The sequence below is a fragment of the Agromyces mediolanus genome, from assembly GCF_023715325.1.
Lineage (GTDB): Bacteria > Actinomycetota > Actinomycetes > Actinomycetales > Microbacteriaceae > Agromyces > Agromyces mediolanus_A.
Genome location: NZ_JAMBNX010000001.1, coordinates 307421 through 324821 on the forward strand (window position 1 = coordinate 307421; position 17401 = coordinate 324821).

Consider the following 17401-nt stretch of genomic DNA (forward strand, 5'->3'; position numbering starts at 1 on the left):
GGCTCCGGATGAACGCCGGCTCCCAGGCTCGACCAATAGGCTGGGTCCGTGGCGCACAGCATCTACATCTGCTCCGCCGAGGGGAACACGGGCAAGTCCACCGTCGCGCTCGGGACCCTCGACACGCTCATCCACCGCGCGACCCGGGTCGGCGTGTTCCGACCGGTCGCCCGCTCGACCGCCGAACGCGACTACGTGCTCGAACTGCTGCTCGGTCACGACGGGGTCGTCGACCTCGCCTACGACGACGCGATCGGCGTGGGTTACGACGACGTGCACGCCGACCCCGACGGGGCGCTCGCGACGATCGTGCAGCGCTTCAAGGCGATCGAGGCGCGCTGCGACACGGTGGTCATCCTGGGCTCCGACTACACCGATGTCGCGAGCCCGACGGAGCTCGCCTACAACGCGCGCATCGCGGCGAACCTCGGCGCGCCGGTGCTGCTCGTGCTCGGCGGCCGCGCCGGGCTCCAGGGCGCCGAGCGCATCGGTCACGCCGACCACGCCGTGGGCGACGAGGCGCGAACCGCGCCCGAGCTCGCCCAGCTCGCCGAGCTCGCCGTCGAGGAGCTCGAGCGCGAACACGCGAGCCTGCTCGGCATCGTCGTGAATCGCGCCGACCCGGCCGAGCTCGACGCGATCGTCGCCGAGGTGCGCACCGCCGTGCAGCGCGGTCCCGGCCGGCACGGCCGGCCCGCGGCATCCGTCGCCGGCGAGGCGCCGACCGCGGTGTGGGCCATCCCCGAGGACCGCTACCTCGTCGCCCCGTCGATGCGCACCGTGATGGAGGCGGTCGGCGGCGAGCTGTACGTCGGCGACCCCGACCTGCTCGACCGCGAGGCGCTCGGCGTCGTGATCGCGGCGATGTCGATGGAGAACGTGCTCAACTGGCTGACCGAGGGCGCGGTCGTGATCGTGCCGGGTGACCGCAGCGAGGTCCTGCTCGGCGTGCTCACCGCGCACTCGAGCCAGGCGTTCCCGTCGATCTCGGGCATCGTGCTGAACGGGGGCTTCCCCCTCGCCGAGCAGGTCGAGCGCCTCGTGCAGGGGCTGAAGGCCGGGCTGCCGATCATCCGCACGCCGATGTCGAGCTACGAGACGGCCCTCGCGATCACCCGAACGCGCGGCCGGCTCGCGGCCGAATCCCAGCGCAAGCGCGACACCGCGCTCGCGCTCTTCGAGAAGCACATCGACGCGGAGGCGCTGCTCGAGCTCCTCGACGTCGCCCGCACCGACGTCGTGACCCCGCTCATGTTCGAGTACGGGCTGCTCGAGCGAGCCCGTCGGGCGAAGAAGCACATCGTGCTCCCGGAGGGATACGACGATCGCATCCTCCGCGCCGCGGCGACGCTGCTCGCCCGCGAGGTCGCCGAGCTCACGATCCTGGGCGAGGAGATCGAGATCCGCTCGCGTGCGATCGGGCTCGGCCTCGATCTCGCGCGCGCGACCGTGCTCTCGAACCACGACTTCGTCTACGTGACGCGCTTCGCCGAGGAGTACCAGCGTCGTCGCGCGCACAAGGGGGTCACGCTCGAGCAGGCACGGGAGCGCGTGCAGGACGTCTCCTATTTCGGCACGATGATGGTCGAGCTCGGCATGGCCGACGGGATGGTCTCGGGAGCGGCGCACACGACGGCGCACACCATCCGGCCCTCCTTCGAGATCGTGAAGACCCGGCCGAACGTCGACATCGTGTCGAGCGTGTTCCTGATGGCGCTCGCCGACCGGGTGCTCGTCTACGGCGACTGCGCGATCGTGCCCGACCCGACCGCGGCGCAGCTCGCCGACATCGCGATCTCCTCCGCTCGCACGGCGGAGCAATTCGGCATCGAGCCGCGGGTGGCCATGCTCTCGTACTCGACCGGTCTGTCGGGCGAGGGCGCCGACGTCGACAAGGTGCGCAAGGCGACCGAGCTCGTCCGGTTGCGGGAGCCCGCGCTCGCCGTGGAGGGACCGATCCAGTACGACGCCGCCGTCGATGCGGCCGTGGCGCGTACGAAGCTGCCGGATTCGGAGGTCGCCGGCCGGGCCACGGTCTTCGTCTTCCCCGACCTGAACACCGGCAACAACACCTATAAGGCGGTGCAGCGCTCGGCCGGTGCCGTGGCGATCGGCCCGGTGCTCCAGGGGCTCAACAAGCCGGTGAACGACCTCTCCCGCGGCGCCACCGTGCAGGACATCGTGAACACCGTCGCCATCACGGCGATCCAGGCGGCCGAGGGCGGCTCGCGATGAGCGTCGTGCTCGTCTGCAACACGGGATCGTCCTCGTTCAAGTACCAGCTCATCGACGTCGAACGCTCGGAGACGCTGGCGAGCGGCATCGTGGAGCGGATCGGTGACGGGGTGGGGCACGCCCAGCACCGCCACGGCGGGCCGGAGAACTCGACGTTCGCCACGAACTGGGACGGCGCCTTCGAGGTGCCGGACCACTTCGCGGCGTTCGAGGTGATGCTCGAGGGGTTCGCCGCCCACGGCCCCTCGCTCGAGGCGTTCCCGCCGGCCGCGGTCGGGCACCGGGTGGTGCAGGGCGGCGCGCGCTTCTTCGAGCCGACGGTCATCACCGAGCTCGTGAAGATCAACATCGACGAGTTGTCCTCGCTCGCGCCGCTGCACAACCCGGCGAACCTCGCGGGCATCGAGGCTGCGCAGCGCGCCTTCCCCGGCGTGCCCCACGTCGCGGTGTTCGACACCGCGTTCCATCAGACCATGCCGCCTGCGGCATACAGCTATGCCATCGACCGGGAGGTCGCGGCGAAGCACCGGATCCGGCGCTACGGCTTCCACGGCACCTCGCACCGCTACGTCTCGCGGGCGGCGGGCGAGTTCCTCGAGCGCCCGATCGAGGAGCTGCGCATGATCGTGCTGCACCTCGGCAACGGGGCGTCGGCCTGCGCCGTCGCCGGTGGACGCTCGGTGGAGACCAGCATGGGGATGACCCCGCTGGAGGGGCTCGTCATGGGCACCCGCTCGGGCGACCTCGACCCGGCGGTGCTGCTGCACCTGCAGCGCCGCGCCGGGTACTCGGTGGCGGAGGTCGATCAGCTGCTGAACCAGCGCAGCGGGGTGCTCGGGCTCGGCGGCCACTCGGACATGCGCGATCTCGTCGCGGCGGCCGAGGGCGGCGACGAGTCGGCCACGCTCGCGCTCGAGGTGTATGCGCATCGCGTGCGCGCCTACGTCGGGGCGTACGCCGCGCAGCTCGGCCGGGTCGACGCGATCGTGTTCACGGCCGGGGTGGGCGAGAACGCGGCGCTCGTGCGGGAGTGGTGCCTCGCGGGTCTCGAGGGCTTCGGGGTCGTCGTCGATCCCGAGCGGAATCGCACGGCCGCGCGCGGGGCGCGGCGCATCTCGGGCGACGAGTCGCGGGTCGAGGTGCTGGTGGTGCCGACGAACGAAGAGCTCGAGATCGCTCGGCAGACGGCGGCCGTGGTCGAGGGGCCGGCCACCGGCTGACGCCGCGTCGGCCGGAGGAGGCGGTGGTCCGGCGCTCGCATCGCCAATTCAACAAGAGATGTTGCACAATGAGTCTTGTGTAACTACGCTGGCGACATGACCGACCACGACCGGCACGAGCCGAGCCGCATCGAGCTGCACGATCTCGGCCGCATGCGCGCCCTCGCGAACCCCGCCCGTATGCGCGTGCTCGGCCTGCTCCGCCTCGACGGGCCCGCGACGGTCGGCAGGCTCTCGGAACGGCTCGACGAGGCGCCGGGGTCGGTCAGCTACCACCTGCAGACCCTCGCCAAGCACGGCTTCGTCGAGGAGGCGCCCGAACTCGCGCGCGACCGTCGTGAGCGGTGGTGGCGTTCCGCGCACGACTACACCAGCTGGGATCCGCTGGAGTTCCGCGACGATCCGGCGACACGCGCCGGCCTCGACGAGTTCCGACGGCAGGTGCTCGAGGGCTACCACCGCGAGCTGCTCGACGCGCTCGCCGCCGAACCCGCCCTCGAGGCCGACTGGGTCGAAGCATCCGAATCAGCGGATGCCGCCGCCCACCTCACGGCCGCCGAGCTCCGCGAGCTCTCCGCCGAGCTCGCCGCCGTGCGCGAACGGTGGCGCGGGCGTGGTCGTGAACGCCGCGACGGCACGCGCCCCGTGCGGTTCATCACCCACACCTTCGTGCGGAGCGAGCCGTGAGCGCGGGCGGCGAGACCGAGGCACTCGGCTCCCTCGTGGCCGCCGCCCCGGCGCCGCCGCGGCGGACCCCGCTCTTCGCGACGTTCGCGGCCGCGCTCTTCTCCCTCGGCGGGAACGCGATCGCCCTCGTCGCGATCCCGATCATCGCGTTGCAGCAGACCGGTTCGCCGCTCGCGGCGGGCGTGGTCGGGGTGTTCGCGACCGTGCCGCTCGTCATCGGCGGTGCGTTCGGCGGCGTCCTCGTCGACCGCTTCGGCTACCGGGCGTCGAGCATCGCCGCCGACCTCGCCAGCGCGGTCACGGTGCTCGCGATCCCGATCCTGCACGCCACCGTCGGCCTGCACTTCGGCGCCCTGCTCGCCCTGGTCTTCCTCGGCGGCCTGCTCGACCCTCCCGGCGACACCGCGAAGACCGCGCTGACCCCAGATCTCGCCGCACTCGCGAGGATGCCGATCGCCCGGGCCGCCGGCATCCAGTCCGCCGTGCAGCGAACCGCCTCGATGCTCGGCGCGGCGACCGCCGGCGCGCTCATCGCCTTCCTCGGGCCCATGCCGGCGCTGCTCGTCGACGCCGCCGGATTCGTTATCTCGGCCGCCCTGGTGCTGCTGTTCGTGCCGCGCGGGTTGCGGCCGGGTGCGGCCGGCGCGGCGGACGGGCCCGAAGCGGGCGCGGCACCGGACGAGGCCGGCAGCCGAGGCTTCGTCGCCGGCCTCCGCTTCGTCGCGCACTCGCCGCTGCTCCGCTCGATCGTGCTGCTCGTGACCCTCACGAACGCCATCGATGCGGCAGGCCTCACGGTGCTGAAACCCCTCTACGCCACCGAGGTGCTCGGCGACCCCGCGCTGCTCGGCTTCATGGTGGGCTGCTTCGCGGGCGGCGCGCTGCTCGGCTCGGCGGTGTTCGCCGCCGTCGGCCATCGCTGGTCGGGGCGGGTGCTGTTCGCCGCGTGCTTCATGCTGGCCGGCACCGTCCCGTACGCCGCGATGGCGCTCCAGGCCCCGGCTCCAGTGCTGCTGCCCGTGCTCGCGGTGTCCGGCTTCGCGGCCGGAGCGATCAATCCGATGATCGCCACCGCGATGTACGGGCTGATTCCCGACGGCATGCGTGCACGGGTCTTCGGCGTCACCACGGCGGGCGTCGCCGCGACCATGCCGCTCGGCGCGTTCCTCGGCGGCCTCGCCGCCGAGCAGCTCGGCGTCGTCACCACCGTCGCCGGCTGCGCCGTGCTCTACCTCGTGTTGGCGTCCAGCCCGCTCTACCTGCGGGCGTTCGGCGGACTGCACGCGGCGAACGCCGCAGCGGCGGCGGGCGACGACTGAGCGCTCACGTGACGGTGCACGTGCCCGTTCCGATCAGTGCGGGGAGACTGGCGGTCACGAGACGCTGGGCCGAGGTCCATCCGGCGCGCTGCACCGACACCGAGAGGTAGCCGGTGCCACCCAGGGCGGCGTTCAGCAGCCCGCCCGTGTACGTCGTGGTGTACGAGCCGCCGCTCGGCCCCGTGGTGGTGAGCGTGCTGCCGAGCAGGATGACCTCGAGCAGCAGCGGATTCGTGCCGGCCTTGTAGACCGCCTCGCCGATCGCGTAGCCCGCCGGCAGCTGCCAGGTGATCGAGATCCGTGCTGAGCCGAGCACGTTCGACGCGGTGCAGGCGGTCGCGAGCGCCGTCGGCGCCGGGAGCGTCGCCGCTGAGATCGTGCCGGTGCCGGCCTCGGTGTCGCTCCAGGCCGCCTCGGTCGATCGGACAGGAACGGCGAGGAGCGTCAGCGTCGCGGCCGCGACGAGTCCGACGACGAGCCGGGCCGCCGAGCCGGGCCGGCGGTTCATGTGCGCCGCCTTCGGGGTCGACGACCGATCGCTGCGAGCGCGGTGAGCGCCGTCCCGAGGGCGAGGGCGCCCGCGGCCAAGAGCATCCGAGTCTCGGGCGCGGCGCCGGTCGCGGCCAGCCCGCCGCCCGTGCTCGCGGTGCCGGGCCCGGCGTCCGTCCCGGTGTCGAGCAGCTCGCCGAAGCCGTCGGCCTGCACTCGCCACTCGGCGCGCGCCCCCGCCTCGGCATCCTGCTCCGGTATCCGCACGTCGAAGCGCAGCCAGCCGCCCGGACGCCCGGAGACCTCGCCCAGGGCGAGATCGCTGATCGACGCGTCGAGCCGGCGCTCGGGCAGGATCTCGCGACCGGTCGCGCAGCGGCCGGCGGCGGGCGCGCCGTCGCAGGCCACGACGCGCAAGAGGATCGGGGTCGGCTCCGTCACCGAGACGTCGAGCCGGAGTGCGATCATGCCCGGCGCCCTGGCGAGCGTGGAGGCGCCGAGCAGGAGCGTCGTCGGCTGCCCGGGGGCGAGCCGCGAGAGGACGAGTGGATCGCCGACGATCGCCAGCCTCAGGAACTTGCCCTGCACCACCCGTTCCGTCGGCGCCGCATGCGCGGGGGCGGCGCCGAGCACGGCGGCGACCGCGACCACGAGCGCGGCGACGATGCCGATCGGGCCGATCTGCGCACCTCCGGAGGACGCGCCGAGCTCGACTCCGGCGTCGGGCCGCCGTTCGTGTCGGCGAGGCGGTCGCGGCGGTCGCGGACTTCGCGGGCCGCGCGGCCAGAACGCCCAGAGCACGAGCGCCGTGAGCCCGAGCGTGAGCCCGCCGAGCACGATCGGCTGCTGGAGTGCCGAGATCACGCCCGCGACGCCCGGCACCGACCAGAGCACGATCCGAGCGGTGGCGACGTCGTACGGCGACGGATCGTCGACGGGATTCGCATCGCCCCGGAGGGTGAGCGAGCGCCGCTCCCCGTCGCCGCTCGGTGCCGCGTCGATGCCGACCACGCGGTGGGTGACGGGCAGCCGGCCGTCGCGCTCGACGGTGACGACATCGCCGAGCCGCACCTCCGCCGCCGGGATCTCCCGGACGACTGCCGCTGAACCGGCCGGGATCGCCGGGCTCATCGAGCCGGTCGCGAACAGCATGATCGTCACGTTGAACGCGAGCGCGGCGACGACGAGGGCGATGCAGACCGCGCCCCCCGCGGCGAGCAGGAACAGCCCCGCTTCGCCCGCCGCACGCCCCACCCGCGCGGCGCTCACGTCGTCTCCGTCATCTCTGCCCCGTCCCCGTCGAGGTCGTCGCATCACTGGTTCGAACTGGTCGTGACCGTCCACTTCAGCGTGCCGCTCTGCCCCTGGATCGTGCTCGGCGCAGTCGGCTTCATCCGCACCTGGAAGCAGTACCGCACGACGTTGCCCGCGGCCTTCGTGATCGCGGCGCTCTTGCCGGCGGGCACGTTCGCGGTGGTGTCGGTGAACGTCCCGTCGGTGTAGATCGAGCTGTCGCTGCACGCCGTTCCGGTGCCGGCGAGCACGGCGACCTTGTAGTCGAGCTGCGCCGTGAGGGTGCTCGCGCCGCCGGCCGCGATCGCCGAGAGCACGGACTGGCCGTCCACGGTGGTCGCCGCGGTCGTGCGCACGTCGAGACCGGCGGTCGCGGTCGCGGACGGCGAGAGGCCGGCCACGGCGAAGGTCAGGGTCGCCGGTGCGGCGTCGCTCGTCTGGGCGTACGTCGCCGACGCGGTGTCCTTCGCCTCGGAGACGAAGACGCTCGCGCTGAAGCTGCCGGTGCCCACCTCGGCGTCGTTCCACGCGGCCAGGGTCGCGGTGGCGCCGACGCCGAGCACGAGCCCGGAGGCGAGGACGGCGAGGAGCCGACGGCGGGTGACGCCGTGCGGCCCGCGCCAACTGCGGTGCCGCGGCATGATCGACCTACGAGATCGGAGCCGCTGAGGTGCCGAGGAACTCCCACGTGACCGAGCCCGTCTGCGACTGGCTGAGCGCGCTGCTCGCGGTGACCGCGATGCAGTAGTTGCGCTGCTCGGCGAGCGAGGCGAGCGTGCCGATCCCGTCGGGCGTCGTCAGCGTGGCCGGGGTCGCGCTCGGGACGACCGGGGTGCCGGCCGCGAACGCCGTGGCGTCGCAGCTCGTCCCTGTCCCGACATCGACGACGCCGTAGCTGACGTTCGGTGCGATGGTCCCGGTCCCGCTCGAGGTGAGCGTGAGGTCGGCGCCGTAGTTCGAACCGGCGCCGAGTTTCAGCGAGAACAGGTGGTACACCGTCGCGTCCGGCGTCAGCCGATCGGCACCGACCGCGAAGATGAGCGCCGCGCCCGGTGCGCTCGGATGCTCGCTGAACGCGGTGCCGTCCGGACTGCCGACGAGCGAGAACGCTCCCGAGCCGAACGTACCGCTCGCGAACTCCCGGTCCGTCCATGCGGCGAGTGTGATCGCCGCGCCGACGCCGAGGACGAGTCCTCCGGCCAGCACCGCCATGATCTTCCGGCGCCCCCGCGCCCCGTCTGCGCCGTCCGGGGGGGGGGGGGGGCCCCCCCCCCCCGCGCCGCCGCCGGAGCGGTCGCAACAGTGTCCTGATGCATGTTTCCCCCGATGTGCCGCTTTCGCGACGGTTTCCCTTGCGACGGAGCGTATTCCTTCGCCAGTCGGACTGGTGTCCCCCTTTCGGAGGTCACCGCGGACGCGGGCGGGGTGTGTCGGGATGCCTCGCGCGGGGGTGCGCGCGGGGGTGCGCGCGGGGGTGCGCGGGGGTGCGCGGGGGTGCGCCGGCAGACGCGCGCGCGTGGAGATGAGCAAGCCTCACCCCAGTTCGGGGGAGTATCGAGCATTTTTCACCGAAGCCTTGAATCCGGCTCCGATCCTGTGGCAGCGTGTGCGCCATCGACGGATGCGATCGGGTCGCACCGTCGGATGGCGACGAAGCCGAGGGGAACGGCTTCGCCCACGGGGGAGGGAAAATGTCGCGCCTGCGCACACGCATGTCCGAATTCGGGAAGGGTCGGCGAGAGGATGCCTCGCCGGGTTCACGGCGAACGGGGGTGGTTCGCGGGCTCGCCGCGGGCACCGTGGCCCTGCTCGTCGCCGGGGGTGGTGGTGCGCTGAGTGCGCAGGCCGCGCCAGGGGACCCGTCACAGGCCCTCGGGCAGTTCCTGGGGGCCGATCTGCTGCAGTTGCAGGCGGCGGACCTGGCCTACGCCTACGCCTCCGATCCAGGCGGGCCACCGAGCGAGGCCGACCCGTTCGACCTGGCGGTCCTGCAGGCGCTCGGACTCCAGCTCGACCTCGTCGGCAACGGGCTCGTGCAGCTGCCGCTGCTGACCGACGGCACCGGGCCCGGCCTGCTGAACCTCGGCGAGATCGGGGTGATCAACAGCTACGCCGGCACGGCGTCCACCACCGACTCCGTCGCCGCCAGCGGCGCGGTCGCCGACGACGGCACGATCTCCGTGTCCGAGGATGCCGACCCCGCCGACTTCGGCAACGCGACGGTGAACCTCACCGACCTGCTCGACCAGCTCGGCGTCGCCGCGGTGACCGACGAACTCATCGACGAGGCATCCCTGGAAGTCGGGGCCCTCGCCACCCGCGCGGCGAAGGCCGGCGGCACCGGGGTGACCAGCGACTACCGCGTCACCGATCTGAAACTCGACCTCTCGAGCCCCGCGGTCGCCGGACTCGCGACGCAGCTGCGGACGACGCTCGGCACCGCGACGACCGAGCTCACGAGCGATCTCGAGGCCCTCGCCGGTCCCGGTGGCGCCGTGCAGGGGGTCGTCGACGCGATCACCGACATCCAGCTCCTCGGCGTCGCGAACGTCAGCCTCGGGGACGCGACCATCGCCGTCACGCCACCGAACCTGGAGCAGCTCGTGGACGACCTGCTGGGCGGGCCGAACGCGATCCTCTACAGCGACGACGGGGCCGTCTCGGTGAACCTCACCGACGGCACCGTCTCCGTGGACCTCGCCGAGCTCGTGAACCCCGGCGGCCCGAACCTCAACGGGCTCCCCGCGAACACCTCCGTGCTCACGCCCGAGGTCATCACGATGATCACCGACGGGGTCAACCAAGCCCTCGGCAAGCTCGTCGGCCACCTCACGGGCGGCCTGGACACCCTGCTGAACTCCACGCAGATCTCCCTGAACGTGGCCCTCAGCGTCGTCGCCCTGCCCGCACTCGGCGGACTCCAGCTCGTGAACGCGCCGATCATCATCAACGGCACGCTCGCCCAGTTCCTGAACGGCACGGCCACCACGGATCTCTCGCAGCTCCAGCTCCTGCCGGGGGTGCCGAGCTGTCTCGGCGTCGAGATCGGCGGGGTCTGCACGGGCGTCGACATCAACACGTTGCTCGCCTCGGTGCTCACCACCGTGACGAACACCATCGTCCCGACCATTCTCGCCGGCGTCGTCTCGCCGATCCAGACGCTGCTGACGAGCACGAGCGCCGAGATCACCACCGCCCTGAACGGCGTCGTCGACGCGGTGCTGACGCTGCTCGAGCCCGCCCTCGACGGCCTGCTCGCGAACCTCGTCGTCATCCGCATCAACGAGCAGCCCACCGAGGCGCCGCTGAACGAACCGGGCGGCGACCTCGGGCCCGGCTCCTTCACGGTCCGCGCGCTCAGCGTCACCCTCCTGCCGAACGTCGTGGACTCCGACCTCGCGAAGCTCGACCTCGCATCGTCGACCGTGCTCGCGGCGGCGCTCCCGCCGGTGATCACCGCCCTCTCGCCGGACCGGGGCCCGCAGGGCGGCGGCACCCTCGTGACGATCACGGGCACCGATCTCGCGGACGCCAGCCAAGTCACGGTCGACGGCTCGCCGGTGACGTTCACCCAGGTGAGCGGCACCCAGGTGACCTTCACGACGGCAGCCCACGCGCCCGGCCCGGTCGACGTCAGGATCACGACGCCGGGCGGCACGAGCAACGCGATGCCGTTCACGTTCATCCCGGCGCCGGCGATCACGGCGCTCGCGCCCGGGTCCGGTCCGACGGCGGGCGGCACGCTCGTCACCATCACCGGTACGAACCTCGGGGATGCCAGTGCGGTGGCGGTCGACGGGGCACCCGTCGCGTTCACCCAGGTGAGCGCCACCGAGGTGACCTTCACGACGGCCGCGCACGCGGCCGGCCCGGTCGGCGTGACGATCACGACGCCGGGCGGCACGAGTGCTCCGATGACGTTCACCTTCGTGCCGCCGCCGACGATCAGCTCGCTCGCGCCGGACTCCGGCCCGACCGCGGGCGGCACGCTCGTGACCATCACGGGGACCGACCTCGGGGATGCCAGTTCGGTGACCGTGGACGGGGCATCCGTCGCGTTCTCCCAGGTGAGCGGGACGCAGGTGACGTTCACGACGGCCGCGCACGCGGCCGGTCCGGTGGAGGTGAGGATCACGACGCCGGGCGGCACGAGCGGCCCGATGACGTTCACCTATGTGCCGGCGCCGGCGATCACGGCGCTGACGCCCGATGAGGGCCCGGCGTCCGGTGGGACGCCCGTGACGATCGACGGCACCGATCTCGCCGGCGCGACCGCGGTCACGATCGACGGCGCCTCGGTGCCCTTCAGCCAGGTGAGCGGCACCCAGCTGGGCTTCACGACGCCGCCGCACGCCGTCGGTCCCGTGGACGTCACCGTCACCACCGCGGGCGGCACGAGCGGACCGCTCACGTTCACCTACCTGCCGGCGCCGCTCCTCACCGAGCTCGACCCGGACGCGGGGCCGACGGCCGGAGGGACGCCGGTGACGATCACGGGCAGCGACCTCGGCGGGGCGACCGGGGTGACGATCGACGGCACCCCCGTCACGTTCAGCCAGGTCAGCGGCACCGAGATCACCTTCACGACCCCGGCCCACGCGGCCGGTGCCGTCGACGTGGTCGTCACGACGCCGACGGGGACGAGCAACCCACTGCCGTTCACGTACTACGACGTGCCGGTCATCGCCTCACTCACGCCCGACGAGGGCCCGACCGCCGGGCTCACGCTCGTCACGGTCGACGGCACCGACCTCGGCGGCGCGACGCTGCTCACCGTGGACGGGGCCTCGGTGCCCTTCACCCAGGTGAGCGACACGCAGATCACGTTCCTCACCCCGTCGCACGCGGCGGGCGAGGTCGACGTGATGGTGACGACGCCGGGCGGCGCGAGCAACGCGATGCCGTACACCTACGTGCCGGCACCCGTGCTCACCTCGCTCGACCCCGACGAGGGGCCGACGGCGGGCGGCACGCTCGTCACCGTCACGGGGACCGACCTCGCTGGCGCGACCGGAGTGACGGTCGACGGTGCTCCCGTGACGTTCACCCAGGTCAGCGGCACGGAAATCACCTTCACGACCGATCCGCACGCGGCCGGCGCGGTGAACGTCGTCGTGACCACCGCGGGCGGGCCGAGCAACGCGCTGCCCTTCACCTTCGTGCCGGCGCCGGTGATCACCTCGCTGGCTCCGGATCAGGGGCCGACCGGGGGCGGCACGCTCGTGACCATCACGGGCACGGATCTCGCGGGGGCGAGCGAGGTGTCGGTGGACGGGGTCTCGCTGCCCTTCACCCAGGTGAGCGGCACGCAGGTGACGTTCACGACGGCGGCGCACGCGGCCGGACCGGTCGACGTGACCGTCACGACCGCGGGCGGTGAGAGCAGCCCGATGACGTTCACCTTCGTGCCGGCGCCGGTGATCACCTCGCTGGCTCCGGATCAGGGGCCGACCGGGGGCGGCACGCTCGTCACCATCACGGGCACCGATCTCGCGGGGGCGACCGAGGTGTCGGTGGACGGGGCATCCGTCGCCTTCACCCAGGTGAGCGGCACGCAGGTGACATTCACGACGGCGGCGCACGCGGCCGGACCGGTCGACGTGACCGTCACGACCGCGGGCGGTGAGAGCGGCCCGATGACGTTCACCTTCGTGCCGGCGCCGGCGATCACCTCGCTCGCGCCCGACCACGGGTCGACCGCAGGCGGCACCTCGGTGACCATCACGGGGACGGACCTCGCGGGGGCGACCGAGGTCGCCGTGGACGGGGCCTCGCTGCCCTTCACCCAGGTGAGCGGTACCCAGGTGACGTTCACGACGGCGGCGCACGCGGCCGGGCCCGCCGACGTGACGATCACGACCGCCGGGGGCGAGAGCGAGCCGATGACGTTCACCTTCATCCCGCCGCTCGGGCTCGCGGCGCTGAGCCCCGACCACGGTCCGGAGACGGGCGGCACGACCGTCACGATCTCGGGCGCGGGGCTCGACTCCACGACCGGGATCACAGTGGACGGCGAATCGGTGCCGTTCACGATCGAGGACGACGGCACGGTGACGTTCGTCACCCCGCCGCACGCCCCCGGGCTGGTCGAGGTCGACGTGACGAACCCGCTCGGCTCGGAAGCGCTGCCGTTCACCTACAACCCGGTCGCGACGGTCGACGAGGTCGACCCGCCGACCGGGCCGGAGGCGGGCGGCACCGAGGTGACGATCACCGGATCCTGCTTCACCGGAGCGACGGACGTGCTGTTCGGCGGGACCTCGGCCACGAGCTTCACCGTGGTGAGCGACACCGAGATCACGGCCGTGGTGCCCGCCGGTACGGGCGTCGTCGACGTGAGCGTCGTCGGCGTCGGGGACTGCGGCACCGGCACGCTGCCCGGCGGCTACACCTACCTGCCGCCGGTGAATGCGCTCGCGCTCATGCCGGACCGCGGCCCGGCGAGCGGCGGCACGGCCGTGCAGGTGACGGGCACGGGCCTCGGCGGCGCGACGGAGCTGCTGCTCGACGGCGAGTCGGTGCCGTTCACCCAGGTGAGCGACGGCCGGGTCGACTTCGTGACCCCGCCGCACGCGGTCGGACCCGTCGAGGTGACGGTCACCGCGGCCGGCGGAACGAGCGCGCCCCTGACGTACACCTACACGCCGGCCGGCATCGATACGGTGACGCCGCCGAGCGGCCCGTCGACCGGCGGCACCGAGGTGACGATCACCGGGCAGTGCTTCACCGGCGCCACCGCCGTGAAGTTCGGTTCGAAGAACGCGAGCTCGTTCCGGGTCGTCGACGATCGCACGATCGTCGCGGTCGCCCCGGCCGGCACCGGCGTCGTGGACGTAACGGTGGTCGGCAGCGCCGACTGCGGCACCGCGACGCTCGCGAAGGCCTACACGTACCGATCGGGTGCGATGGCCTCCACCGGGTTCGACGCCGCCCCCGCGGTGCTCGGCGGGGTGGCGGCACTCATCGCCGGATTCGGTGCGCTCCTGGTGGCGCTCCGAGGCAAGCGGCGCCGCGCCTAGCGGGAGCGGGATCGGGGGTCGGCGCCGCGGCGCCGGCCCCCGCTCTCGTGCGGGGTGGGAGCGGGATGCCGGGGCCTCCGTCGACCCGCTGGACTCGCGCGGGGAGGAGATCGGCGGGCGGGGAGGCCTCTGCCGGGGAATCGGGCCTCCCGCGGCGCGAATCTCCTCCGCCGTGGTGGCCCGGGCATGAGGGGTTCGGGCGGGCCGGGTGGTCGTCAGCCGGCGAGGCGGGCGCAGTCGATGCAGAGGGTGGCCGTGGGGCGGGCTTCGAGACGGGCGACGGAGATCGGCTTGCCGCAGTTGGCGCAGACGCCGTAACTGCCGTCGGCGAGCCGGGCGAGGGCGCGGTCGACCTCGGCGAGCTCGAACTCCGCGTCGGCGAGCACGGCCGTGCGCTGCGACCACTCCTGCGTCATCGTCGGGCCCTCGGGGTCGTGCTCGTCGTCGGCCGAGGCATCCGATCGTGCGCTGCGCACCTCGGCCATGCCTTCTCGATGCTCCGCGAGGCGGGCTTCCGCCTCCGCGCGCTCGGCCTGGAGCGCCTCCTCGAACTTCGCCATGCGGGAGTCGCTGAAGTGCCTGGTCATCGTCGCCCCTCTCCGCCGGTCCGGCGATGGCATCCGGCGTCCTGGCATGCTACGCCCGCCGGATGCCTCGATGCGGGAGGCGTGTCGGCGGGGGTGGCTACGATTGGGTGGTGGTCACCGCCCTCTATCGCCGCTACCGGCCCGAGACCTTCGCCGAGATGATCGGCCAATCACAGGTCACCGAGCCGTTGATGACGGCGCTGCGCACCGACCGGGTGAATCACGCCTATCTCTTCAGCGGGCCACGCGGCTGCGGCAAGACGACCTCGGCCCGCATCCTCGCCCGTTGCCTGAACTGCGCAGAGGGGCCCACCGACTCCCCGTGCGGCGTCTGCCCGAGCTGCGTCGAGCTCGCCCGCGGCGGCGGCGGTTCGCTCGATGTCGTCGAGATCGACGCGGCCAGCCACGGCGGCGTCGACGACGCCCGCGACCTGCGCGAGCGTGCCATCTTCGCCCCGGCGCGCGACCGCTTCAAGATCTTCATCATCGATGAGGCGCACATGGTGACCTCCGGCGGCTTCAACGCACTGCTGAAGATCGTCGAAGAGCCGCCCGAGCACGTGAAGTTCGTCTTCGCGACGACCGAGCCCGAGAAGGTGCTGGGCACCATCCGTTCGCGCACCCACCACTACCCGTTCCGGCTGGTGCCGCCGGCGCCCATGCTCGAATACGTGCAGCAGCTCTGCGCCGAAGAGGGCATCCAGGTCGAGCCGGGCGTGCTCGCCCTCGTCGTGCGGGCCGGTGGCGGGTCGCCGCGAGACACCCTGTCCCTCCTCGACCAGCTCATCGCCGGCTCCGAGGGCTCGACCATCGACTACGAGCGGGCCGTCGCGCTGCTCGGCTACACCCACGGCGCGCTGCTCGACGAGGTCATCGATGCGATCGGCGCGCGTGACTCCGCCGGTGCGTTCGCCGCCGCCGACCGTGTCGTGCAGACCGGGCAGGACCCGCGACGATTCGTCGAAGACCTGCTCGAGCGCCTGCGCGACCTCATCGTCGTCGCGGCCTCGTCTCCGGAAGCCGCCGCCGCCGTGCTCCGCGGTGTTCCAGACGACGAGCTCGCCCGCATGGCCGTGCAGGCCCGGGCCTTCGGCGCCGCCGAGCTCTCGCGGGTCGCCGACCTCGTCAACCAGACACTCACCGAGATGACCGGCGCCACCTCGCCGAGGCTGCACCTCGAGCTGATGCTCGCGCGCGTGCTCGTGCCGCCGGCCGCCGTCGGCGGTGCCGTACCGGCGTCGGCGGGCGCCGCCCAGGCGGCTCCGGCCGCAGCCGCTGCTCCGGCCGCTGCTGCTCCGGCTCCGATCGCGGCGCCGTCGCAACGCACTGCGCAGGCAACGGCACCCACCGCGGGTCCGGCGCGTGGGACGGTTCGCCCCGATCCCGAGACGTCGTCGCCCGCGGCCGCTGCGGCCGGCCCGGCGGTCCCCGCCGCCGAGTCGCCGTCCGCCCCGGCAGCTTCCGTGCCTGCGGCTCCGACCCCTGCTCCGGCTGCTGCCGAGGCGAAGGCGCCGGCTCCGAAGCCGAGCGGCCCGATCTCGCTGCCGCAGTTCCGCGACGCCTGGCCCGAAGTGCTCTCGGTGCTGCAGAGTCGCAAGCGCACGGCCTGGATGGTGGCCTTCACCGCGAAGGTCCGCGACTACCGCGAGGGCGATGTGCTGGTCCTGTCGTTCCCGAGCGTGCAGGACGTCGAGGGATTCCGCGGCGGGGCGCCCGGTCAGAGCGTCGCCGAGCTCCTGCGCGAAGCCATCGAGCACGTGCTCGGCGTCCGTGTGAAGTACATCGCGAAGCCCGAGGCCGCGTTCGCGGGCGAGCCCGCCCCGGTCGACTCGGTGCCCGCCGCGTCAGCGGGAGCTTCGCCGGGCGAACAGATCGAGCCGATCGACGGCGCGCGGCAGAGCGCGTCGTCCTCACTGTCGGCCACATCGACGACAGTCGCCGCACCGGCGCCGAAATCGGCCCCCCGCCAGGCCCCGGCCGAGTCTGCCTCGTCGAACCCCGCGCCGGCCGGCTCGGGACCGGTCGACTCGGGACCGGTCGACTCCTGGGCGACGGTGGCGATCCCGCGCGAGGCGCCCGCAGCGGCAGAGCCCGCCCCGATCGGTGTCGTGGCGGCGTCGCTCGCCCCCGCTGACCGTCCGGCCGCAGCCACGGCCCCGGCGCTCGACGAACAGCCGCCGGCTCCTGACGATGCCGACGCGCCGCCTGAAGACCTCGAACCACCCTTCGACCCGGGGCCCGAGCCCGAGCTCGACGCGGCTCCGGTGCGAGAGGCGCCTGCGCCCGGCCGAGCGTCCGAACCGGGCGCGGCCATGCCCGCCGCGCCCCAGGCTTCCCGCGCGACCGAGGCCAAGAGCGCCGGCGAGCCCCGCCCCGCGGCCCGCACCACGGCCGCGCCATCTCAGCGCGGCGGGCGCCCGGGAGGATCGGCCGGCGGCTTCCAGCGCTACGGCGAGGCCGTCGTCCGCGAGGTGCTCGGCGCGACCTTCCTCGAAGAGGTCGACGCGCCGCCGCCCCCCGGCCGCGGCGGATACGGGGAGCGTGGCTGAGCC

11 protein-coding genes are annotated in these 17401 nt (G+C 73.1%); 6 read left to right on the plus strand and 5 right to left on the minus strand.

Annotated elements, in window-relative coordinates; translation table 11 throughout:
* Positions 1–48: 48 nt before the first annotated feature.
* From pta to M3147_RS01530, 4 genes are all read left to right on the plus strand, one after another.
* Positions 49–2235 carry a phosphate acetyltransferase gene (pta, locus tag M3147_RS01515; protein WP_251201732.1) on the plus strand — a complete coding sequence of 729 codons (2187 nt, stop codon included), beginning with the start codon at positions 49–51 and terminating at the stop codon, positions 2233–2235.
* The gene (locus M3147_RS01520) at positions 2232–3455 is read left to right on the plus strand and encodes an acetate/propionate family kinase (protein WP_251201733.1); all 1224 of its coding nucleotides are present in this window, start codon (positions 2232–2234) and stop codon (positions 3453–3455) included. The genes pta and M3147_RS01520 overlap by 4 nt, the downstream gene beginning before the upstream one ends.
* Before the next feature lie 96 nt (positions 3456–3551).
* Complete coding sequence (locus M3147_RS01525; protein WP_251201734.1) at positions 3552–4142, plus strand: ArsR/SmtB family transcription factor; 591 nt, start codon at positions 3552–3554, stop codon at positions 4140–4142.
* Entirely contained in the window at positions 4139–5461 is a 1323-nt protein-coding gene (locus tag M3147_RS01530) for an MFS transporter (protein ID WP_251201735.1), read from the plus strand. The genes M3147_RS01525 and M3147_RS01530 overlap by 4 nt, the downstream gene beginning before the upstream one ends.
* A 4-nt stretch (positions 5462–5465) precedes the next feature.
* On the opposite strand, the gene M3147_RS01535 is transcribed toward M3147_RS01530, so the two are convergent.
* The 4 genes from M3147_RS01535 to M3147_RS01550 are packed head-to-tail and all read right to left on the minus strand — an operon-like array spanning position 5466 to position 8449.
* Complete coding sequence (locus M3147_RS01535; RefSeq protein ID WP_251201736.1) at positions 5466–5969, minus strand: hypothetical protein; 504 nt, start codon at positions 5967–5969, stop codon at positions 5466–5468.
* Entirely contained in the window at positions 5966–7219 is a 1254-nt protein-coding gene (locus M3147_RS01540) for a hypothetical protein (RefSeq protein ID WP_251201737.1), read from the minus strand. Before M3147_RS01540 ends, M3147_RS01535 begins: the two co-directional genes overlap by 4 nt.
* Before the next feature lie 44 nt (positions 7220–7263).
* On the minus strand, positions 7264–7884 hold the full coding sequence (locus M3147_RS01545; protein WP_251201738.1) for a SipW-dependent-type signal peptide-containing protein: 621 nt from the start codon (positions 7882–7884) through the stop codon (positions 7264–7266).
* Between the two features lie 7 nt (positions 7885–7891).
* Positions 7892–8449, minus strand: a complete 558-nt coding sequence (locus tag M3147_RS01550) for a SipW-dependent-type signal peptide-containing protein (RefSeq protein WP_251201739.1) — start codon at positions 8447–8449, stop codon at positions 7892–7894.
* A gap of 566 nt (positions 8450–9015) precedes the next feature.
* Here M3147_RS01550 and M3147_RS01555 point away from each other — a divergent pair.
* Positions 9016–14262 carry an IPT/TIG domain-containing protein gene (locus tag M3147_RS01555; RefSeq protein ID WP_251201740.1) on the plus strand — a complete coding sequence of 1749 codons (5247 nt, stop codon included), beginning with the start codon at positions 9016–9018 and terminating at the stop codon, positions 14260–14262.
* A gap of 215 nt (positions 14263–14477) precedes the next feature.
* On the opposite strand, the gene M3147_RS01560 is transcribed toward M3147_RS01555, so the two are convergent.
* Complete coding sequence (locus M3147_RS01560) at positions 14478–14849, minus strand: TraR/DksA family transcriptional regulator (protein WP_251201741.1); 372 nt, start codon at positions 14847–14849, stop codon at positions 14478–14480.
* Positions 14850–14959: 110 nt separating this feature from the next.
* On the opposite strand from M3147_RS01560, the gene M3147_RS01565 reads away from it, so the two are divergent.
* Complete coding sequence (locus M3147_RS01565; protein ID WP_251201742.1) at positions 14960–17398, plus strand: DNA polymerase III subunit gamma and tau; 2439 nt, start codon at positions 14960–14962, stop codon at positions 17396–17398.
* The last annotated feature ends 3 nt before the right edge of the window (positions 17399–17401 follow it).

Bases quoted from the DNA above. Each gene is read 5' to 3' on its own strand.
- M3147_RS01560 (WP_251201741.1), bottom strand. From the start codon at position 14,849: ATGACCAGGCACTTCAGCGACTCCCGCATGGCGAAGTTCGAGGAGGCG.
- M3147_RS01525 (WP_251201734.1), top strand. From the start codon at position 3,552: ATGACCGACCACGACCGGCACGAGCCGAGCCGCATCGAGCTGCACGAT.
- M3147_RS01545 (WP_251201738.1), bottom strand. From the start codon at position 7,884: ATGCCGCGGCACCGCAGTTGGCGCGGGCCGCACGGCGTCACCCGCCGT.
- M3147_RS01535 (WP_251201736.1), bottom strand. From the start codon at position 5,969: ATGAACCGCCGGCCCGGCTCGGCGGCCCGGCTCGTCGTCGGACTCGTC.
- M3147_RS01520 (WP_251201733.1), top strand. From the start codon at position 2,232: ATGAGCGTCGTGCTCGTCTGCAACACGGGATCGTCCTCGTTCAAGTAC.